Annotated in this window: 22 protein-coding genes; 14 read left to right on the top strand and 8 right to left on the bottom strand. The window is 69.0% G+C overall.

The genetic code is table 11. The features are described 5' to 3' along the window. The first annotated feature begins 2 nt into the window (after window positions 1-2). From I0K15_RS16975 to xseA, 7 genes are all read left to right on the top strand, one after another. Window positions 3-1,538 carry an FAD-dependent oxidoreductase gene (locus I0K15_RS16975; RefSeq protein WP_196102668.1) on the top strand — a complete coding sequence of 512 codons (1,536 nt, stop codon included), beginning with the start codon at window positions 3-5 and terminating at the stop codon, window positions 1,536-1,538. Then, window positions 1,535-1,732: a DUF2783 domain-containing protein gene (locus I0K15_RS16980; protein ID WP_196102669.1), complete on the top strand. Its 198-nt coding sequence runs from the start codon at window positions 1,535-1,537 to the stop codon at window positions 1,730-1,732. The genes I0K15_RS16975 and I0K15_RS16980 overlap by 4 nt, the downstream gene beginning before the upstream one ends. 63 nt (window positions 1,733-1,795) lie before the next feature. Beyond that, window positions 1,796-2,596: a ribose-5-phosphate isomerase RpiA gene (gene rpiA, locus I0K15_RS16985; RefSeq protein ID WP_196102670.1), complete on the top strand. Its 801-nt coding sequence runs from the start codon at window positions 1,796-1,798 to the stop codon at window positions 2,594-2,596. Window positions 2,597-2,701: 105 nt separating this feature from the next. Beyond that, complete coding sequence (gene gor / locus I0K15_RS16990; protein WP_196102671.1) at window positions 2,702-4,054, top strand: glutathione-disulfide reductase; 1,353 nt, start codon at window positions 2,702-2,704, stop codon at window positions 4,052-4,054. Window positions 4,055-4,117: 63 nt separating this feature from the next. Beyond that, entirely contained in the window at window positions 4,118-5,305 is a 1,188-nt protein-coding gene (gene hflK / locus I0K15_RS16995; RefSeq protein WP_196102672.1) for an FtsH protease activity modulator HflK, read from the top strand. Further along, window positions 5,302-6,369: a protease modulator HflC gene (hflC, locus tag I0K15_RS17000; RefSeq protein ID WP_230374165.1), complete on the top strand. Its 1,068-nt coding sequence runs from the start codon at window positions 5,302-5,304 to the stop codon at window positions 6,367-6,369. Before hflK ends, hflC begins: the two co-directional genes overlap by 4 nt. A 50-nt stretch (window positions 6,370-6,419) precedes the next feature. Beyond that, complete coding sequence (gene xseA, locus I0K15_RS17005) at window positions 6,420-7,976, top strand: exodeoxyribonuclease VII large subunit (RefSeq protein WP_196102673.1); 1,557 nt, start codon at window positions 6,420-6,422, stop codon at window positions 7,974-7,976. A gap of 4 nt (window positions 7,977-7,980) precedes the next feature. Here xseA and I0K15_RS17010 read toward each other — a convergent pair whose 3' ends face one another. The 7 genes from I0K15_RS17010 to I0K15_RS17040 are packed head-to-tail and all read right to left on the bottom strand — an operon-like array spanning window position 7,981 to window position 12,543. Beyond that, window positions 7,981-8,370 (bottom strand): hypothetical protein, encoded by a 390-nt coding sequence (locus I0K15_RS17010; protein WP_196102674.1) that lies wholly within the window; start codon window positions 8,368-8,370, stop codon window positions 7,981-7,983. Then, window positions 8,367-8,765, bottom strand: coding sequence for a hypothetical protein (locus I0K15_RS17015; protein ID WP_196102675.1), 399 nt, complete (start codon window positions 8,763-8,765; stop codon window positions 8,367-8,369). Before I0K15_RS17015 ends, I0K15_RS17010 begins: the two co-directional genes overlap by 4 nt. Then, the gene (locus I0K15_RS17020; protein ID WP_196102676.1) at window positions 8,756-10,903 is read right to left on the bottom strand and encodes a thioredoxin domain-containing protein; all 2,148 of its coding nucleotides are present in this window, start codon (window positions 10,901-10,903) and stop codon (window positions 8,756-8,758) included. Before I0K15_RS17020 ends, I0K15_RS17015 begins: the two co-directional genes overlap by 10 nt. Further along, the gene (locus tag I0K15_RS17025; RefSeq protein ID WP_196102677.1) at window positions 10,900-11,304 is read right to left on the bottom strand and encodes a hypothetical protein; all 405 of its coding nucleotides are present in this window, start codon (window positions 11,302-11,304) and stop codon (window positions 10,900-10,902) included. Before I0K15_RS17025 ends, I0K15_RS17020 begins: the two co-directional genes overlap by 4 nt. After that, window positions 11,304-11,705, bottom strand: coding sequence for a hypothetical protein (locus I0K15_RS17030; protein ID WP_196102678.1), 402 nt, complete (start codon window positions 11,703-11,705; stop codon window positions 11,304-11,306). Before I0K15_RS17030 ends, I0K15_RS17025 begins: the two co-directional genes overlap by 1 nt. Continuing rightward, window positions 11,705-12,121 (bottom strand): hypothetical protein, encoded by a 417-nt coding sequence (locus tag I0K15_RS17035; RefSeq protein ID WP_196102679.1) that lies wholly within the window; start codon window positions 12,119-12,121, stop codon window positions 11,705-11,707. Before I0K15_RS17035 ends, I0K15_RS17030 begins: the two co-directional genes overlap by 1 nt. After that, the gene (locus I0K15_RS17040; protein ID WP_196102680.1) at window positions 12,121-12,543 is read right to left on the bottom strand and encodes a hypothetical protein; all 423 of its coding nucleotides are present in this window, start codon (window positions 12,541-12,543) and stop codon (window positions 12,121-12,123) included. Before I0K15_RS17040 ends, I0K15_RS17035 begins: the two co-directional genes overlap by 1 nt. Before the next feature lie 177 nt (window positions 12,544-12,720). Here I0K15_RS17040 and I0K15_RS17045 point away from each other — a divergent pair, with 177 nt between their 5' ends. Together I0K15_RS17045 and I0K15_RS17050 are read left to right on the top strand one after the other, a co-directional pair. Continuing rightward, window positions 12,721-14,412: an NAD(P)H-dependent oxidoreductase subunit E gene (locus I0K15_RS17045; RefSeq protein ID WP_196102681.1), complete on the top strand. Its 1,692-nt coding sequence runs from the start codon at window positions 12,721-12,723 to the stop codon at window positions 14,410-14,412. Window positions 14,413-14,553: 141 nt separating this feature from the next. Next, window positions 14,554-15,570: a serine hydrolase domain-containing protein gene (locus I0K15_RS17050; protein ID WP_196102682.1), complete on the top strand. Its 1,017-nt coding sequence runs from the start codon at window positions 14,554-14,556 to the stop codon at window positions 15,568-15,570. A gap of 45 nt (window positions 15,571-15,615) precedes the next feature. Here I0K15_RS17050 and I0K15_RS17055 read toward each other — a convergent pair whose 3' ends face one another. Then, complete coding sequence (locus tag I0K15_RS17055; protein ID WP_196105510.1) at window positions 15,616-16,782, bottom strand: MalY/PatB family protein; 1,167 nt, start codon at window positions 16,780-16,782, stop codon at window positions 15,616-15,618. Between the two features lie 154 nt (window positions 16,783-16,936). Between I0K15_RS17055 and I0K15_RS17060 the strand changes: the two genes are divergently transcribed. The 5 genes from I0K15_RS17060 to I0K15_RS17080 are packed head-to-tail and all read left to right on the top strand — an operon-like array spanning window position 16,937 to window position 20,267. Beyond that, window positions 16,937-17,986 carry an ankyrin repeat domain-containing protein gene (locus I0K15_RS17060; protein WP_196102683.1) on the top strand — a complete coding sequence of 350 codons (1,050 nt, stop codon included), beginning with the start codon at window positions 16,937-16,939 and terminating at the stop codon, window positions 17,984-17,986. Between the two features lie 45 nt (window positions 17,987-18,031). Next, a complete protein-coding gene (gene def, locus I0K15_RS17065; RefSeq protein WP_196102684.1) occupies window positions 18,032-18,547 on the top strand; it encodes a peptide deformylase in 516 nt (171 codons plus the stop codon). Further along, window positions 18,544-19,050, top strand: coding sequence for a peptide deformylase (gene def / locus I0K15_RS17070; RefSeq protein ID WP_196102685.1), 507 nt, complete (start codon window positions 18,544-18,546; stop codon window positions 19,048-19,050). Before def (I0K15_RS17065) ends, def (I0K15_RS17070) begins: the two co-directional genes overlap by 4 nt. A gap of 46 nt (window positions 19,051-19,096) precedes the next feature. Then, window positions 19,097-20,008, top strand: coding sequence for a methionyl-tRNA formyltransferase (gene fmt / locus I0K15_RS17075; RefSeq protein WP_196102686.1), 912 nt, complete (start codon window positions 19,097-19,099; stop codon window positions 20,006-20,008). A 1-nt stretch (window position 20,009) separates the two neighbouring features. Continuing rightward, on the top strand, window positions 20,010-20,267 hold the full coding sequence (locus I0K15_RS17080) for a hypothetical protein (protein WP_196102687.1): 258 nt from the start codon (window positions 20,010-20,012) through the stop codon (window positions 20,265-20,267). Window positions 20,268-20,292 lie beyond the last annotated feature (25 nt).

The raw sequence follows: 20,292 nt of genomic DNA on the forward strand, positions 1-20,292 counted from the left end.
CCATGCCCTTCGACTACAAACCCTTCCCCTATCGCCGCGCTCCCGGTCTCGACGCGACGGAGCCGACGCATCCGGTGGTGATCGTCGGCGCGGGGCCGATCGGGCTCGCTATGGCGGTGGATCTGGCGACACAGGGCGTGCGCTCCGTGCTGCTCGACGACAACGACGTCGTCTCCGTCGGGTCGCGCGCGATCTGCTGGGCGAAACGGACGCTGGAGATCTTCGACCGGCTCGGCGTCGGGGAGCGGATGGTTGAGAAGGGCGTGACCTGGCAGGTCGGCCGCCTCTTCGACGGGGAGGAGGAGGTGTTCTCCTTCGACCTTCTGCCGGAGGAGGGGCACAAGATGCCCGCCTTCATCAATCTCGGGCAGTATTATGTGGAGCAGTATCTGGTCGAACGCTGCCACGACTTCCCCGACCTCATCGACCTGCGCTTCAAGAACCGCGTGGCCTCGGTGACGAACGGGACCGAAGGTGTGGAGATAGAGGTGGAGACGCCCGACGGTCCGTATACCCTCACCGCCGACTGGCTGATCGCTTGCGACGGGGCGCGGAGTCCGGTGCGCGGGATGCTGGGCCTCGACTTCGCAGGGCGCGTGTTCGAGGAGCGGTTCCTGATCGCGGATATCGTGATGGAGGCCGACTTCCCCTCCGAACGCTGGTTCTGGTTCAACCCGCCCTTCCACGGCGGGCAAACCGCGCTGCTGCACAAGCAGCCCGACAACATCTACCGCATCGACCTGCAACTGGGCTGGGACGCGGATCCGGAGGAAGAGAAGAAGCCGGAGAACGTGATCCCCCGCATCGAGAAGGCGGTGGGCGGCAGGCCCTTTGAGCTCGACTGGGTGAGCGTCTACACCTTCCAGTGCCGGCGGCTGGAGAAGTTCGTGCATGACCGCGTCGTCTTCGTCGGCGACAGCGCCCATGTCGTCAGCCCGTTCGGCGCGCGGGGCGGCAATGGCGGCATCCATGACGTCGACAATCTGGGCTGGAAGCTCGCCGCCGTCATCAAGGGCGAGGCGACGCCGGAGCTGGTCGCGACCTACGATATCGAGCGGCGGCACGGCGCGGACGAGAACATCCTGAATTCGACGCGCGCCACGAACTTCCTGTCGCCGCCCAACGCCGCGTCGGGCCTGTTCCGCGATGCGGTGCTGGACCTCGCCCGCGACCACGCCTTCGCGCGCCCGCTCATCAATTCCGGCCGTCTGTCGCGGCCCTGTACGCTCGCGGGCCTCCTGCCGGGGGAGGAGCGGGCGGGGCCGGTGCGCGTCGGCGATCCGTGCCCGGATGCGCCCATCGGCAACGGCTGGCTGCTCGACCGGCTCGGTGGGCGCTTCGTACTGCTGGCGGTGGAGCGTGGGGTGGACGACCCCATGGGACTGGAGGTGGTCGAGGCCACCGGCGAGACCATGCTCAACCGCTACGGCCCCGGCGTCTTCCTGATCCGGCCCGACCAGCACATCGCCGCGAGCTGGGACGGGCCGACCCCGGCCGATATCCGCACGGCACTCGACCGCGCCATGGGGCGGGCATGACGCTGGAGACGAGCCCGAATCTCGGAGCCGAGGCCGACGACCTCTATGCCGAACTGCTCGCCGCCCATGAGGGGCTGAGCGCGGAGGAAAGCGCCGCGCTCAACGCCCGCCTCGTGCTCACGCTGATGAACCATGTGGGCGATGCGGAGGCGATCCGCGCCGCGATCGCGCTCGCCAGCGCCGCGCGGCGCTGAAACTCCTCGCACCCGCGGCACACGCTGCTATAACGCGGCGATACCGCCTGCCGGAGATGTCCCATGCGTGATCCCCTTTCGCCCGCCGACCGTGCCAAGTTCATCGCCGCCCGCGGGGCGCTCAGCCTCGTCGAAAGCGGAATGAAGCTGGGCCTCGGCACCGGCTCTACCGCGAACTGGTTCGTGCGGCTGCTGGGGGAGCGGATCCGGGTCGAGGGGATCGACGTGGTGGGCGTGGCGACGTCGTCGCGCACCGCGGATCTGGCGCGCAAGGTCGGGATCGAGGTCATGGACCTCGACGAGGCCGGCTGGCTGGACCTGACGGTGGATGGCGCGGACGAGGTCGACCCCGCGCTGAACCTCATCAAGGGCGGCGGCGGCGCGCATCTGCAGGAGAAGATCGTGGCCACCGCGTCCGACCGGATGGTGGTCATCACCGACGACTCCAAGCTGGTGCCGCATCTGGGCGCCTTCCCGCTGCCGGTGGAGGTCATCCCCTTCGGCTGGAAGGCGACGAAGGCGATCATCGAGGAGCTGCTGGAACAGATCTTGGTGGGCGGCCACGCGGTCACGCCGCGCTATGCGGGGCAGGAGATGTTCCGCACGGACGAGGGCAACTACATCCTCGATCTGCACCTGCGCCAGATCGGCGACCCGCACCGCCTCTCGCCGCTCCTCAACCAGGTGGCGGGCGTGGTGGAGAACGGTCTCTTCCTCGGCGTCGCGGACCAGGTGATGGTCGGCTACTCCTCCGGCGAGGTGCACCAGATGAGCGACGGGGGCGCGATGCAGCCCGCCCCGATCCTCGACGATATCGACGAGCTTGCCTTCCTGATGAACCTCGTCGACGAACAGAAGGTATGAGCCTGCGCTCTCACGTCACCGTGCTTGCCGGTTGAGCCTCGCGCGCTGCGGTCCTAGTTTGCCGCCCGCACGCCAAGAACAAGACCCATCACAAGGAACGGCACCATGAGCGACTTCGACTTCGATCTGTTCGTGATCGGCGGTGGCTCCGGCGGCGTGCGGGCCGCGCGGGTCGCGGCGGAGGCCGGGGCGAAGGTCGCGATCGCGGAGGAGTACCGCTATGGCGGGACCTGCGTCATCCGCGGCTGCGTGCCGAAGAAGCTGATGGTCTACGCCTCCAAGTTCTCCGAGGAGTTCCACGACGCCGAAGGCTACGGCTGGGAGGTCGCGGAGCCGCCGCGCTTCGACTGGCTGAAGCTGCAGAAGGGCATCCACAAGGAGCTCGACCGGCTGGAACAGATCTACCGCCGCAACCTCGCCAATGCCGGTGCGCGCACCTTCGACGCACGCGCGACCGTCACCGGGCCGAACGAGGTGACGATCGACGGGCAGAGCGTGACGGCGGAGCGTATTCTCGTCGCCACCGGCGCGCGGCCCTTCATCCCGGACATTCCGGGCAAGGAGCACGCCCTCACCTCCAACGACATGTTCCTGATCGAGCACCAGCCCGAGCGCCTCGCCATCGTGGGCGGCGGCTACATCGCCTGCGAGTTCGCGGGCATCATGAACGGGCTCGGCACCAAGGTGGACCTCTTCTACCGCTCCGAGCAGATCCTGCGCGGCTTTGACCGCGAGGTCCGCGACCACGTGGCGCACGAGATGGAGAAGAAGGGCATCACGATCCACACGAACTGCGATGTGGAAGAGGTCGAGCGCACGAACGAGGGCGTGAAGCTGCACCTCGAAGGCGACATGACCATGGAATTCGACGAGGTGCTCTACGCAACGGGGCGCGACCCGAACAGCTACGGCCTGGGGCTGGAGGCGCTGGACATCGAGCTGTCGCATAACGGCGCGATTGCGGTGAACGAGTTCTCCCAGACATCGGTGCCCTCGATCTATGCCGTGGGCGACGTAACCGACCGCCTGGCGCTGACGCCGGTCGCGATCCGCGAGGGGCAGGCCTTCGCCCGCACCGTCTATCACGACAACCCGACGCAGCCCGATTACGACCTCGTGCCCACGGCGGTCTTTACCCAGCCCGAGATCGGGCAGGTCGGCATGACCGAGGATCAGGCCCGCAACACCGGTCCGATCGACGTCTACTGCACCACGTTCCGCTCGATGGCCCATGTCATCGCGGGGCGGGAGGAGCGGATGCTGATGAAGCTCATCGTGTCCCGCGACACCGACAAGGTGCTCGGCTGCCATATCGTTGGCGAGGCCGCGGGAGAGATGATCCAGATGGCCGGCGTTGCGATCAAGATGGGCGCGACAAAAGCCGACTTCGATCGGACCGTCGCGGTGCATCCGACTGCGGCGGAAGAGCTCGTGACGCTCAAGAAGCCGATCCGCTAACTTGAAACGGCGGGGGGAGTATACACTTCACCGTCAGACAACTGGAAACAGACAGGACAGGCGATGCCCTACAACAACAATTCCGGCGGCCCCTGGGGTGGGGGCGGCGACCGGGGTGGAAACCGGGGGAGCGGTAATGATGGAGGCGACCGCAATCCGTGGGGCGGTGGCAACCGTCCCGGCGGTCCCCAGCGCCCGGGCGGCGGTGGCGGCGGGCAGGTTCCCGACATCGACGAGATCGTCCGCAAGGGCCAGGAGCGCCTGCGCGTCCTGATGGGCGGACGCGGCGGCACCGGCGGCGGTGGCGGCGGCTCGGGCAACGGCGGCATCGGCAAGGGCGCCTGGCTGATCGGCGCAGGCGCGCTGGTCGTGGTGTGGGGCTTTGCCTCGATCTACACCGTGCAGCCCTCGCAGCAGTCGGTGGAGCTCACGCTCGGGCAGTTCTCCTCCACCGGGCAGCCGGGCCTGAACTTCGCGCCGTGGCCGATCGTCACGCACGAGATCGTCGAAGTGACGCAGGAACGGACCGTCAACGTGGGCACCGGCGGCCGTGCGGGCCGCGCCGACGAGGGGCTGATGCTGACCGGCGACGAGAATATCGTAGATATCGACTTCGAGATCGTGTGGAACATCGCCGATCCCGGCGCCTTCCTCTTCAACCTGCGCCAGCCCGAGGAGACGATCGAGGCGGTGTCCGAATCCGCGATGCGCGAGGTCATCTCTCGCTCCGAGCTCGCACCGATCCTGAACCGCGACCGTGGTCTGATCGCCGCGGAAGTGGAGGACCTGATCCAGGGCACGCTCGACAGCTACAATTCCGGCGTGAACATCGTGCGTCTCAACTTCGACCGCGCCGACCCGCCGACGGACGTGATCGACGCGTTCCGCGACGTTCAGGCGGCCGAGCAGGAGCGTCAGACCGCCCAGAACCAGGCCGACGCCTACGCCAACCGGGCGCTCGCAGAGGCCCGCGGTGAGGCGGCGCAGCTCCTCCAGCAGGCCGAAGCCTACCGCGCCCAGGTCATCAACGAGGCGACCGGTGAGGCCGCGCGCTTCGTCAGCGTCCTCAGCGAGTATCGCGGGGCCGAGGAAGTGACCCGCCGCCGTCTCTACATCGAGACGCTGGAGCGGGTGCTGGGCGACGTGGACAAGATCATCATCGACCAGGCTGTCTCCGAAGGCGGCAATGGCGGGCAGGGGGTCGTTCCGTACCTGCCGCTCAATGAACTGCGCCGGGGGAACACGCAATGAACCGTATGATGGTCTTTCTCGGCGGTCTCCTGCTTCTGGTCATCGCCCTCCTATCCTCGATCTACGTGGTGGACGAGCGGCAGCGCGCGCTCGTGCTCCAGTTCGGTCAGATTCGCGACGTGCGGCCCGATCCGGGCATCGGCTTCAAGATCCCGATTATCCAGACGGTCGCGTACTACGACGACCGGATCCTCAGCCTCGACACCGAACCGCTCGAGGTCACGCCGCTCGATGATCGCCGCCTGGTCGTGGATGCGTTCGCGCGCTGGCGGATCTCGGACGTGGTCCGGTTCCGCGAGCGGACGGGTGCGAGCGGCGACTTCGCCGTGCTCGCCGGTCAGCAGCGGCTGGAGACGGTTCTGAACTCCGCCCTGCGGGAGGTTCTGGGTTCGGTGACGTCGAACACCGTGCTCTCCGCCGACCGGGTGGCGCTGATGAACCAGATCCGCGACCGCGCGGCAGACGAGACCTCCGAGCTCGGCATCGAAGTGGTCGACGTCCGGATCAAGCGCGCCGATCTGCCGGAGCAGAACCTGGAAGAAACCTTCAACCGGATGCGGGCCGAGCGTCTGCGCGAGGCGGAGGACGAGCGCGCCCGGGGTCAGGAGGCTGCACTGCGCGTGCGCTCGCTGGCCGACCGGACCGCGGTCGAAATCCGCTCCGAAGCGCAGCGTGACAGCGAGATCGTTCGCGGTGAGGCCGACGCCCAGCGGAACGCGATCTTCGCCGAAGCCTTTGGCCAGGATCCGGAATTCTTCGCCTTCTACCGCTCCCTCGCGGCCTACGAGCGGGCGCTGCAGGGCGAGAACTCCACCATGGTGATCACGCCCGACAGCGAGTTCTTCGAGTACCTCGCGGGTGATCAGTTCGAAGGCTCCGCGCCGCAGGTCGGCGGTGGCGAGGTCGAGATCCCGGAGGCGATCCAGGAGGCTCAGGAAGAGGCCGAGCAGGCCGTTCAGGAGCAGTCCGAGATGCCCGATGCCGAAACCGGCGAGCTTCCCTCCGAGCAGGAGGAAGACGGTGAGCTCGAAGACCTCATCGACGAGGCGGTTCCGACCCAATGATCGCGCAGGGCGGCTTTTCGTGAGCCGCCCCGCCCGCTACTCTCTCACCCATGAGTGAGCTATTCGACGATGGTGACGCGCCGGGGGAAAACGCCCCGGCGCTGTCCGTTTCCGATCTCAGCCAGGCGGTGAAACGCGCCATCGAGGGCGGCTTCGGCCACGTCCGGGTGCGCGGCGAGGTGGGGCGCGTATCGCGCCCGCGCTCCGGGCACGTCTATCTCGACCTCAAGGACGACCGCGCCGTCCTCGCCGCCGTGATCTGGAAGGGCGTGGCCTCCGGCCTGCGCACCCAGCCGGAGGAGGGCATGGAGGTCGTGGCCACCGGCCGCCTGACCACCTTCGCCGGGCAGTCCCGCTATCAGCTCGTGATCGAGCATGTGGCGCCTGCGGGCGTCGGCGCGCTGATGGCGATGCTGGAAAAGCGCAAGGCGGCGCTGGCCGCCGAGGGGCTGTTCGCCGCCGAACGCAAGCGGCCCCTGCCGCCACTGCCGAAGGTCATCGGGGTGGTGACCTCGCCTTCGGGCGCGGTGATCCGCGACATCCTCCACCGCCTGCGCGACCGCTTCCCGCGGGAGGTGCTGGTCTGGCCCGTCGCCGTGCAGGGCGAGAAATGCGCACCCGAGGTGGCCGCCGCGATCCGGGGCTTCAACGCGCTGCCGCCGGACGGCCCGGTGCCGCGGCCCGACCTGCTGATCGTCGCGCGGGGCGGCGGTTCGTTGGAGGACTTGTGGGGCTTCAACGAGGAAGTCGTGGTCCGTGCGGCGGCCGAGAGCGAGATCCCCCTGATCTCCGCTGTGGGGCATGAGACCGACACAACGCTGATCGACCTCGCTGCCGACCGCCGCGCGCCGACACCGACTGCGGCGGCCGAGATGGCGGTGCCGGTGCGGGCGGAGCTTCTGTCCACGCTTGCGGGCTACGAGGATCGGCGCGTCCGCGCGCTCGCCCGCCTGCTGCGCGAACGCGGTGAGCGGCTGCGCGGGCTCGTTCGCGGGCTGCCGCGGCCGCAAGCGCTGCTCGCCGACCGCTCCCAACGGCTCGATGCGCTGGGGGACCGGTTGCCGCTGGCCTTGTCGAGTGGGGCGGACCGGAAACGGCTGGCCCTCTCCGAAATCACCCGCGCGCTCGACCCCGCGCGCCTCGCCGCGCGTCTTGGCGGCCTGCGCGCGGAGCTGCGGGCGCAGTCGCTGGGCCGGGCTTTGGCCCACCGGGTGGAGCGGGCAAGGGATCGCCTTGGCGCCCTGCGTCCCTCACCGGTGCCGGTCGCCAATCGCCTGCGCACCGCGTCGCGCGAGTTGCAGGGCGTGGAAGCGCGGCTCGGCCGCGCCGCGGCCCGCGCGCTCCCGGACCGCCAGCGCAACCTTTCCGCTCTCTCCCGGACACTGGAGACGCTGAGCTACCACCGGACCCTCGAACGCGGCTACGCGGTGGTGCGCAGCGACGGCACCCTCGTCGGTCCCACCACCGAGCTGCCGCCCGGCACCCCGCTCGACATCGCCTTCGCCGGGGAGCGCCACGTCGCCGCCCGGGTGGAGGGCGAGGGTGCCGCCCGTCCGAAGAAGCGCAAGGCCAAGACACCCGCGCCGGAGCAGGGCCAGCTCTTCTAAGTCCTCAGACCGACGGCACCTCGCCCTCGCATTGCAGCGGTGTTGGCGAGCGGAACACGAGACGCAGATCCCGTTCCGGCCCGTCCGCACCTTCGGGGCGCGCGACGTAGCCGCGATCATCCTCGATGAAGAACCAGCACTGCACGTCGTCCCGGTTTTCGTAGGAGAAGCAGAGCGCATCGCCCTCGGCCACCCAGACACCCCGCGCGCAGCTTCCGTCGGTGTACTGCCAGATCACCTGTCCGCCCGGCCGGTACTGCTCGGATCCCGCCCATTGCCCGTCCTGCTCGAAGATCCAGGTCTCGCCGATCGACAGCGCGTCGAACTCGGCAGGCGGCACGATCCGCTCCTCCGCCGCTGCGGGCAGGGCGAGCACGAGGGCGAGCCACCTCATACCGAGGGCACTTCCTCGCAGATCACCGGGTTCTCCGTGATCTTGGTGATCTCCTGCGTGCTGGGCGAACTGAGATCGGCGAAGCGGACGAAGAGCCGGTCGTCCACGCGCAGCGGCCACCAGCAATGGTCGCGCGGATCGTCGGGATAGGCAAAGCAGAGCGCGGGGCCGTCGATGAAGATCTCCCCGATCACGCAGGAGCCATCGGCGCGGGCCCAGCGGCTCTGCTCCCGGCTCAGGAACTGCTCCACCCCCACCAGCATGCCGCCGGGATAGGTCTGGAAGGTCAGCGTCTTGCCCACGGCGAGGTCGAGGAACTGGTCCGGCGTCAGCCGCTCCTGTGCGGCGGCAGGCAGCGCGAGGCAGGCAAGGATGAGCAGGCGGATCAGGGCCATCGGAACTCCACGGTCACGGGCAGCAGGCAGTGCGTGTCGGCGCAGGGCTGCCACGACACGGTGAGGGTATCGCCCGCGGGGCGCAAGGGCAGGGTGAGGGTGTTCTGCCAGACGGGGCCGTCGGGACCCGAGGTGGGCTCGGGCCAGTCGATGTCGGCGCCGTCGAGCGTCAGGGGGCGACGGTCGGCGCGATGCGCGCCCGCCGTCAGGTGCCAGCCCTCGGCGATGTGCAGGTCGAGGGTGAAGTCGTCCTGGGTGCGGCGCAGGATCAGCTGCACCGGACCGATGCGCCGGTGCCAGCCCGCCGCGCCGTCGGTGAGGATGCGGCTGGCGCGCAGGGCCTCCAGCCGGGCCACTGGCATCTCCGCGAGGCGGCCGGACAGGGCGGTGACCAGCGCCTCCGCCTTTGCCCGCCGTTCCGGATCGGGGGCGGCCGCGTCGAGCAGGGCGAGGAGCTCCAGCGCGGAGGACTCGCCCGACGGTACCGCGCCGTCCTCCGTCTCCAGCACCGGGCCGAGGGGGCCGTCGAGGGTCAGCGCCAGCCGCCCGTCGGTCGAGAACCGGGCGAGGGCGGCGTCGGCCATCTGCGCGGCCTCGTCGATTCGGCCCAGCGACAGAGCTGCGAGGCCGAGCCAGGCGAGATCGGAGAGGTTCGCCGCCTCCCGCCGCGTGCCGTCGAGGTCGAGCCGTGCCATCTCCTCGATCGGGCCGAGCCGGGTCATCACGGCGTCGAAGGCGCGCGCCGCGGCTTCGGTCCACTCGGGGCGCGCGAAGGCCGCGCCCGCCTCGGCCAACGCCCGGATCATCAGCCCGTTCCAGCCGCCGATGACCTTGTCGTCGCGCAGCGGGCGGGGGCGGGCGTCGCGGCGCAGGCGCAGCGCTTCGAGCCCCGTGTCCAGCCGATCGAAATCTACCGCCGCGCCGGGCGTCAGATGCGCCACCGGCCCAGCCTCCAGCGTCGGTGCGGCATGCAGGTTGAGCGTGTCGCGCAGCCAGTCGTCCTCCACCTCCTCCGGCGGCCAGACGTAGAAGGCGCCTTCCTCCTGCTTGCCCGTGACATCGAGGCTGTCCGCATCCTCCGCCGAGTAGAACGCGCCGTCGGGCGCGGTCATGTCGCGCAGCACGTAGTCGGCGCAGCGGGCGACGGCGCGGGCGAAGTCGGGGCGGCCCGCGATCTGCCAGGCCTCGGTGTAACATCGCATTAGAAGCGCCTGATTGTAGAGCATCTTCTCGAAGTGCGGGGTGCGCCAATTCACGTCCACCGTGTAGCGGTGGAAGCCGCCGCCCACATGATCGTGCAGCCCGCCCGCGGCCATGTGGATCAGCGAGGTGAGTGCCGCATCGCGCGCTGCGGCATCCCCCGTCCGCCGCCAGTGGTCCATCAGGAACAGGAGGTTGCCCTCCTGCGGGAACTGGGTGCCTTGGGAGAAGCCGCCATGCTCCGCGTTGAAGAGCCGGACGAGGTCGGCGACGGCGCGGGTGGGCGCCTCCGTCAGCTCCGCGGGCGGCGCGCTTTGGGCCGGGATGCGCCGCATCGCGTCGGCGAGTTGGCCCGCGACGCCCTCGAACTGGTCGCGCTGGCCCCCCTGCCAGCCCTGCGCAATCGCGCCGAGGACCTGCACGAATTGCGGTTTCGGGAAGTAGGTCCCGGTGTGAAACGGCCGCCCGTCCGGCATCAGCCAGACCGAGTTCGGCCAGCCCGCGTGGCGGTGTTGCAGCATCGTCGCGAGGATATAGGCCTGGTCGACATCGGGCCGCTGCTCCCGGTCGAGCTTCACTGGGACGAAGGAGGCGTTCAGAACCGCGGCCACCTCCAGATCGTCGAAGCTCTCCTCCTCCATCACGTGGCACCAGTGGCAGGTGGCGTAGCCGACGGAGAGGAAGACGGGCCGGTCGAGGGCGGCGGCCTCCGCCAGCGCCTCCTCACCCCAGGGCCGCCAGTCCACCGGGTTATGGGCGTGCTGAATGAGATAGGGCGAGGCCTCGCGGATCAGCCGGTTCACGAAGCGCGGGCTGCCATCGGGCCGCAAGTGGTGAGTGCGCGGCACGTGGTTCACGCGGGCCGCGAGGGCCTCGTCGAGCTCGACCGCCAGCCCCGCGCTCCGCTCCGACCCGGGCGGGGTCTCGAGGCCGGTCAACCGACCTGCTCCATCCCGCAGGCCACGTCGCCGGGGACGATCTCCATCTGCAGGGGCGGCGTGTCGAGCGGATCGCCGACGAAGTTGTAAGAGTGGACGGTGAAGAGCCCGTGCTCGCCCTGCTCCGACACCTGGCACACCTCGCCGTCCCGTGCAGGCCATGCGATGCAGACCATCTCGTTCTCGACAAGGGCGATCCCGTCGTAGCATTCGCCCGTATGGTCCTGCATTCGCAGGGAAAAGCCGAAGACGCTGCCGAGCCAGTATTCCCGCCGGACGACGCGGCCCTCATCGAAGTAGACCGCAGTGTTGCCGTTGACGGCGGCGGTCCACTCGTCGGGCGGTACCGTCTGCGCCTGCGCCGCCAAGGGCAGGGCGGCGAGCAGAAGGAATGCCCGCATCAGCTCGTCAGCCCCGGCTCGCAGGTAAAGCCGCCCTCGACGATCTCGCCCTGCTGGACCGCTTCGTCGAGCGGCTGGCCGCCGGAATCCACCGGCGGGAAGGAGAGCGTGCCGTCCGCCTCTTCCACATGCCGGGCGCAGACGATGGAGCCGGGCCAGGCGAAGCAGTAGGTGCCCTCGAACTCGGTCCAGCGCCCGTCCTGGCAGAAGCCGTCCGGCGTCTGGTAGCGGACGGAGCGGCCGTCGGGCAGCCAGAACTCGCGGCCAATGTAGTTGCCGTCGATCGAGTAGTGGATCGAGTTGCCGAGCACCCGCTCCATCCACTCCTCCCGCGGAATGTCCTTGCCCTCCTGCGCGGCGGCGGGCAGGGCGACGAGGCCTGCGAGGATCAGCGCCCGCATCAGCTCGTCACCGCCGGGCCGCAGGTGAAGGGGGCCACCTCGATCCGCTCGACCCGTTGCAGCGACGATCCGGTGGGCTCGCCCGTCGGCGTGACCGGCTGGATCAGCGTCTCACCGCCCTCCTCGAAATGCAGGAAGCACGGCGTGTCGCCCGGCCAGCGGTAGCAATAGGCGAAGCTCTCCTCCAGGTGGGTCCAGACCCCTTCGAGGCACTGGCCGCTCACATGCTCGAACCGCACCGCGTTGCTGCCGGGCAGGTAGTACTCCCGCCCGAAATACTCCTGACCGATATAGTAGTAGACCGTGCGGCCCTCGGTCATCTCCTCCCACTCGTCGGGCGGGATCTGCCGGATCTTGTCCTGCGCAAGGGCGAGCGCCGGCAGCGCCAGTGTGATCAAGATAAGGAAGGCGCGCATCAGCTCAGATTCTCCGTGCCGCAAATGAAGACGTCTTTGGTGATGGATACGATGTCCTGAGGTGTGGACGGAACCGGGTCTCCCGCAGGTGTGACCGTGGAAATGGCGAGGGATCCGTCCGCCCGTTCGAGGTGGTGAAAGCAGAACGTGTCCCAGGGCCAGCGGAAGCAGTAGGCGCGGCTCTCCTCCAGATAGGTCCAGACGCCGTCGCCGCAGGTGCCGTCCGCGCTTTCGAACCGGGCGCGGTTGGAACCGGGGAGGTAGTATTCGCGGCCGACATAGCGGCCGTCCGCCTCGTAATGCAGCACCCGACCGTCCACCAGCGTACGCCACTCGTCGAGCGGAATGTGCCGCGGCGCATCCTCCGCACCGGCCGCAGCGGCACTCAGGCCGCCGATCAGCAGCACCGCGGGTCTCAGCATTCGGTAGTCCTCGCCTGTCAGCCTCAAGAGGTACATAGGGAGTGCGGACGCCCGCGTCCCGCCCCGATTGTCGTCTTTCGGAAACCGTGATGTCGCGTCGGCAGGGTTTGCCTGCCGCTTTTGCGCTGTCGGGCGGTCGGGCAGGGCCCTAATCTGGCGCCAACACGAGGAGACGACATGGCGTTGGACGAGCGCAAGGGCATCTGGAAATCGGGCAAGGGCAAGGGGCGCGCGACGCCCAAGGGCCGCCAGTACGACGACGCGGCGCTGGCCGAGGTGCAGGCGCTGCTCGGCGACCGGCCGCGGCGGCGCGACCTGCTGATCGAGTTCCTGCATCTCATCCAGGATGCGCACGGCCACCTCTCCGCTGCCCACCTGCGTGCGTTGGCCGAGGAGATGCGGCTCTCCCAGGCGGAGGTCTACGAGGTCGCGACCTTCTACGCTCATTTCGACGTGGTGAAGGAGGGGGAGACCCCGCCCCCCGCGCTGACGATCCGGGTCTGCGACTCGCTCGCTTGCGAGCTCGCCGGGGCGCAGGCGCTGAAGGCCGCGCTGGAGGACGGGCTCGACCCGGCGGAGGTCCGCGTCCTGCGCGCCCCCTGCATGGGCCGCTGCGACACCGCGCCGGTGCTGGAGCTGGGCCACCATCATATTGACCACGCAACGCCAGAGAAGGTGCAGGCGGCCATCGCCGCAGGCGAAACCCATCCGGTGATCCCGGACTACGAGCGTTTCGACACCTATCGCGCCGCGGGCGGCTACGACACGCTCATCGCCCTGCGCGGCGGGGCGAAGACGCCCGACGCGGTGCAGGATGACGTACTCTCCTCCGGCCTGCGCGGCATGGGCGGGGCGGGCTTCCCGTCGGGTCGCAAGTGGTCCTTTGTCTGCGGCTACGAGGGCCCGCGCTACCTCGCGGTGAACGGCGATGAGGGCGAGCCGGGCACCTTCAAGGATCGCTACGTGCTGGAGCGGACGCCGCACAGCTTCCTCGAAGGGATGCTGATCGCCGCCTGGGCCGTCGAGGCCGAGACCTGCTTCATCTACATGCGCGACGAGTACCCGGCCGTGCTGGAGATCCTGCGGCGCGAGATCGCGGCACTTGAGCAGGCGGGCCTCGTCGCCCCTGGATATATCGACCTGCGCCGTGGCGCGGGCGCCTATATCTGCGGCGAGGAAAGCGCGATGATCGAGAGTATCGAGGGCAAGCGCGGCCTCCCACGGCACCGCCCGCCCTATGTGGCAGAGGTCGGTCTCTTCGACCGCCCGACCCTCGTCCACAATGTCGAGACGCTGCACTGGATCGCCCGCATCTGCCGCGAGGGGCCGGGCGTCTTCGGCGACCACGGCGTGAACGGGCGGCGCGGGATGCGGGCCTATTCCGTTTCGGGACGCGTGCGCAATCCGGGGGTCTACGAGGTGCCGGCCGGGCAGACGATCGCGCAACTGATTGAACTCGCAGGCGGCATGGCCGCGGGCGAGACCTTCTACGCCTACCAGCCCGGCGGCCCGTCCTCCGGCCTGCTGCCCGCCTCTATGGACGACATTCCGCTCGATTTCGACACGTTGCAGGAGCACGGCACCTTCATTGGCTCGGCGGCCGTGGTGGTGCTCTCCGAGCGGGACCGCGCGCGCGACGCAGCCCTCAACATGCTGCGCTTCTTCGAGGATGAAAGCTGCGGTCAGTGCACCCCTTGCCGCGTCGGTTGCGAGAAAGCGGTGAAGTTGATGCAGGCCGAGCACTGGGATGCGGGCCTGCTGGAGGAGCTGTCGACCCTCATGGCCGACGCCTCTATCTGCGGGCTGGGCCAGGCGGCGCCGAACCCCATCCGCCTAACGCTGAAACACTTCCGCCACGAGGTGGAGTAGGGGCGAGGGCCTGGAGTGCCCTCAAAGAACACCACCGTCCCGGCCCCCGAGCCGGGACCGCCCCGAACAGGCTTAGGCTGCCGACAGCCCCTACGCCCCCAGCCACTCGCGCCAGCCACCCTCCATCCCCATATCCCGACAATGCGCCTCGCCCCCCTTCTGGCCCTCCTCGCCATGCCGCTCCACGCCCAGGACATCGACGCCTTCCTCGCTGAGACCGGTGCGCCCGGCGCGATGATCGTGACCTTCGACGGATCGGAGGTGGTCGAGCATGTCGCAGGCAGCCGCCGCCTCGGCACCGATGCACCGGTCGAGGAGGGCGACGCCTGGCATCTCGGCTCGATCACCAAGAGCGCCACGGCGACGCTCGCCGCGCGCCTGATCGCCGATGGCCGCCTGTCGGCCGACACGCCGCTCAGCGCCGCGCTGCCGGACGCACCCGACGCCTATGCCGACGTGATGCTAGCTGAACTGCTGAGCCACCGCTCTGGCCTGCCCGCCAATGTCGGCTTCCTGACCGCCCTGCGGCTGCAGGGCATCGATGCGGAGCGGGACCCGGTCGCCGACCGGCAGCGATACGCCACCGTGATCCTCGGCAAGGAGCGCGGCCCGCGGGGTGAGTTCCTCTACTCCAACGCGGGCTATGTCCTTGCTGCGTTGATGATGGAGCGCCTGACCGGCACCCCTTACGAAACTTTGCTGCGCGACGAGATCCTGACCCCGCTCGGCCTCACCTCGGCCGGTTTCGGCCCGCCGCCCGCCATCGAGGGTCACCGCGGCGGGCTCTTCGGGGTTCGCCCGGCGGGGCAGGGCGCCGGTGCCGACAACCCGCCGGTACTCAACCCTGCGGGTCGGCTCCACATGAGCGGGCCGGACCTGATGACCTATCTGCGCGCCCATCTCGACCGCGACCCGGATTACCTGCCGCCCGCCCTCTGGGACTGGCTGCACATCCCGCCCGAGGGCGACGACTACGCCATGGGCTGGGTCGTGCACGAGAGCGGCGCGCTGGTCCACGACGGCTCGAACACCTTCTGGTACGCCATCGCCGCCTTCTGGCCCGGCACGGACCGCGCCCTCATCCTCGCCACCAATGATGGACGGATCGAGGCGCAGCAGCCCGCCTTCCGCACGGTCTTCGAGGCCTTCGCGCCCTGATCTTCATCTTTCCCCAAATACGCCAGCGACGGCGCTGCCGGGCCGCTACTGCAGGTCGGAGAACGCGGTTTGCAAACGCTCCACCGCCTCCTCCACCAGCGCGCGGCGGGTGGCGACGTTGAAGCGCAGCCAGCTCTCGCCGCCCTTGCCGAAGGTCGGGCCGTGGTTCGGTGCGATGCGCGCCTGCTCCTGCACGCGGGCGTTCACCTCCTCGCGGGTCATGCCCGTGCCCGCGAAATCGACCCAGCAGAGATAGGTCGATTCCAGCGCCATCGCGTTGACCCCGGGAATGGCATTCACCCCGTCCTCGAAGATCCGCCGGTTGCCGTCGATATATTCAACGAGATCGGTCAGCCAGTCCTCGCCCTGCGAATAGGCCGCCGTCGTCATCAGGATGCCGAAGCGGTTGGGCGAGGCGCCCGCGGCGAGGTGCACCTTCTGGAAGCGCCGGCGCAGCTCCGCATCCTCGATGATCACGTTGCCGGTCATGCCGCCCGCGAGGTTGAAGGTCTTCGACGCAGCCGCGAGCGTCACCAGCCGATCCTTGATCTCCGGCATGATCTTGGCGAGCACGTGGTGCGTCTGCCCCTTGAAAACGAGGTCATGGTGGATCTCGTCGCTGATCAGGATCAGATCGTGATCGGCGCAGAACTGCCCGAGTGCCCTGAGCTCGCCCTCCGACCAGACCCGCCCGCCCGGATTGTGTGGCGAGCAGAGGATGATCATCCGCACGCCCTCGACCATCTCAGCCGCGCGGTCGAGGCTCATGACGTAGCGCCCGTCCTCGATGTCCATCTCGCACTCGACCAGCCGCCGGTCGTTCGCGTGGATCATCTTCGCGAACGCGTGGTAGACGGGCGTGAAGAGCATGATCCCGTCGCCCGGCTCCGTGAACGCCTGCAGGCAGAGCCCCACGCCCGACACCAGCCCGTGCGTCGTCGAGATCCACTCCGGGTCGACCTCCCAGCCATGCCGGCGATGCATCCAGCCGGTGATCGCGGCCTTGTAGGGCGCGTCGTTGCCGAAATAGCCGTGGATCCCGTGCTCGACCGCGTCCGCCAGCGCCGCGTTCACTGCCTGTGGCGGCTTGAAGTCCATGTCCGCCACCCACATCGCGATCCCGTCATCGGGGGAGACGCCGTAGATGCTCTCACAGGCGTCCCACTTGACGGAGTGGGTGTTCCGGCGGTCGATGACCTCGTCGAAATTCACGGACATGGCATGCTCCTCGATTTCCCGCGAAGCTAGAGTGATGGCCGTGATACACAAGCGGCGAATTGTATCCTTGCACCCGTCCGGGCGAACGGTGGTGCCGGGGAGTGGGGGCGGTCCGATGGGGTACTCGGGCCGATAAGGGGACATTCCGATGGCACGAAAGAAGAAGACTCTGCCGAAGGACTTCGAGGAGATCCTGGCACGCGGCGATCTCGATGAGCTAAAGGCCGTCTTCAAGGATCGGGAGATCGACGCGGTCGGCGGTACGTCCAAGCAGACCGCGCTCGCCTTCGGCACGTGTCCCGACGCGTTCACGCGCTGGCTGGTGGGCGAGGGGGCCGACCTCGGCAGCCGGGATGCCCGGGGCCGGACACCGCTGCACACGCGCGCGGGCAGCCGGGCGGCGGATATCGCCGTGCTGATCGAGCTGGGCGCGGACGTGCATGCCTTCGACCAGAAGGACTCCACGCCCCTGCACGTGGCCGCGGGCGCGCAGTTCGCCGATCATGCCGCGGTCCTGCTGGCCCATGGCGCGGCGCTGGATGCCCGCAATCGCAACGGTCTCACGCCGCTGGAGCTGGCCCTGCAATTCGCCAGCAACGCCACGCTGCCCCGCACGGTCGCCGTGACCCGTGTGCTGCTGGAGGCGGGCGCGGAGCCGACGGAGCGGGCCCGCGGTTTCGTCACCAAGATCGGCGAGACCTTCGAGTTCCACCGCGCCAACTTCAATCCTGAGACGGTCGAGGAGCACAGCGCAGCGCTCGACGCGCTCTACCGGCTCTTCGATGTGCCGCCCGTCCCGCGGCGCGTGCTCCATGACGGTGTCTCGACCATCACCGTCACGTCGGAGAACTGGCCCGACCAGCACGAGGAGCTGTGGCAGATGCTGGTGCCGGGCAGCGGTCCCGCCCGGACGGTGCAAGGCGAGGTCATCCGCATATCGGGCCGCGTTGCCGATGAAATCGACAGGAATGGCGGCATCAACTGGGACGCTGACTATGATCGCATGGTGAAGACGTTCCTCCATCTTCTGGCGACGGGTCAGGCGCTGCCGACGCCGGAACTGGACGAGGCCCGCAAAGCGGCCCGGACCCTTCGGACCGGATCCGACAGCACGCGCCGCTTCGGGGAACTTGCCGTCAGATGGGTGCTGCTCAACCCTGCGCCGGCGCCGCTGCCCCCGCCCGACTACGCGCGATAGCGCTGGGCGCTTGTTCGCCCTTCAGAGATGGCTTAGATCGCCCGCATGATCAGACCCATCCTCATCCACCCCGATCCGCGCCTCAAGAAGGTCGCCGATCCCGTCGCGACCGTAGACGATGCGGTGCGAAAGCTCGCCGACGACATGCTGGAGACCATGTACGAGGCGCCGGGCATCGGGCTCGCCGGGCCGCAGATCGGCGTAATGAAGCGGATCTTCGTGATGGACTGCTCGGAAAAGGATGCGGAGCCCGAGCCGATGGTCCTTATCAATCCCGAGATCCTGAGCGTGTCGGAGGAGGAGGCCGTCTATGAGGAGGGCTGCCTCTCGATCCCCGACATCTATGCCGAGGTGACCCGGCCCGCCGAGGTCGAGATGCGCTGGCTCGACCGCGACGGCGCGGTGCGCGAGGGCCGGTTCGACGCGCTCTACGCGACCTGCGCGCAGCACGAGCTCGACCACCTCAACGGCCGGCTCTTCATCGACTATCTCGGCTCGGTGAAGCGCACGATGATCACCAACAAGATGAAGAAGCTGAAGAAGGCGCGCGCCACCGCATGACGGCGCCTCGCCCGTTCCTGATGTGGCCCGACAAGCGGCTGCGCACGGCCGTGCCGCCGGTCGAGGCCGTGGACGATGGCGTGCGCGCCGTGTGGGACGAGATGCTGGCCGCGATGTACGCCATGCCCGGCGTTGGCCTTGCCGGCCCCCAGATCGGGGAGATGCGGCAGGTCGCGGTGGTCGACTGCTCCGACGACCGGTCCGAGCCCGTGCGCATGGCCAATCCCCGGGTGCTCCACGCCTCGGTGAAGATGCGCGCTCACGAGGAGGCCTCGCCCAACCTGCCGGGGCTCTCGGCGGTGGTCGAGCGGCCGCGGGCGGTGACGGTCGCCTATCTCGACGAGACCGGGGCGGAGGTTGAGCGGGACTTCGTGAACCTCTGGGCGACCAGCGTGCAGCACCAGATCGACCACCTCGCCGGCAAGCTCTATGTCGATCGGCTCAAGCCGGTGAAGCGGCGGATGCAGCTGGCGAAACACGAGAAGATGCGGCGGCGCGCCTGAGGCGGGCGTGCGCCTCCGGCGGGGATATTGGGAGAAGAGAGAGCGCATGCGGCTGATCTTCATGGGAACGCCGGATTTTTCCGTACCGGTGCTCGACGCGCTGGTCGAGGCGGGTCACGAGATCGCCGCCGTCTACACCCAGCCGCCGCGCCCCGCCGGACGCGGGAAGAAGGAGCGGCCATCCCCGGTCCACGCGCGGGCGGAGGGACTGGGGCTGGAGGTTCGGCACCCGAAGTCGCTGAAGGGCGAGGCGGAGCAGGCGGCACTCGCCGCCCTGAATGCCGACGCCGCGGTGGTCGTGGCCTACGGTCTGATCCTGCCGCAAGCCGTGCTCGACGCGCCCGTGCGTGGTTGCCTCAACATGCACGCCTCGCTGCTGCCGCGCTGGCGCGGGGCGGCGCCGATCCAGCGGGCGATCATGGCGGGCGATGCCGAGACGGGGGTGTGCATCATGCAGATGGAGGCGGGGCTCGACACCGGGCCAGTGCTCTTGCGCGAGGCCAAGCCGATCGGGCCGGAGGACACGGCCGCCACGCTCCACGACCGCCTGTCGGAGATGGGCGCACGGCTGATCGTCGACGCGCTCGCCCGCCTCGATGACCTGACGCCGGAGACCCAGCCGGAGGAGGGCGTCACCTACGCCGCCAAGATCGATAAGGCCGAGGCGCGCATCGACTGGACCCGGCCCGCGGCGGAACTCGACCGGCATATCCGCGGCCTCGCCCCCTTTCCCGGCGCCTGGACGATCCATGATTCCACGCGGCTCAAGATCCACCTCTGTACGCCCGTCGCGGGGCAGGGCGCCCCCGGCAGCGCATTAGACGACGCGCTCACCGTCGCCTGCGGCACGGGTGCGCTGCGCCTGATCCGCTTGCAGCGGGAGGGGCGCGGCGTGCAGGATGCGACAGATTTCCTGCGTGGCCATCCCGTGCCCGCGGGCGACAGGTTGGGAGAGTGAGATGTTCTTTGCCTTCTTCGGCTCGATGGTGCTCGCCGGGATCGTCGGTTATCTCGCGGAGAAGTGGGGGCTCACCCACAACGGTGTTCTGCCCTCGATCGTGATCGCGCTGGGCGGGACCTTCCTGCTGTTCGTAGTGCGGGTCATGTTCGGGATCAGCTTCGGCTCCCACGGCGTGAACGCCATCGTGGGTGCCGCCGGTGCGCTGTTCCTGATCCCCACCGAAGCGGCCTACCGCCGCCGCAACCGGCGCCGCTGACCCCGCATCACTCTCGCCAAATACG

Source organism: Pontivivens ytuae (assembly GCF_015679265.1).
In the GTDB taxonomy this organism is placed as follows: Bacteria; Pseudomonadota; Alphaproteobacteria; order Rhodobacterales; family Rhodobacteraceae; genus Pontivivens; species Pontivivens ytuae.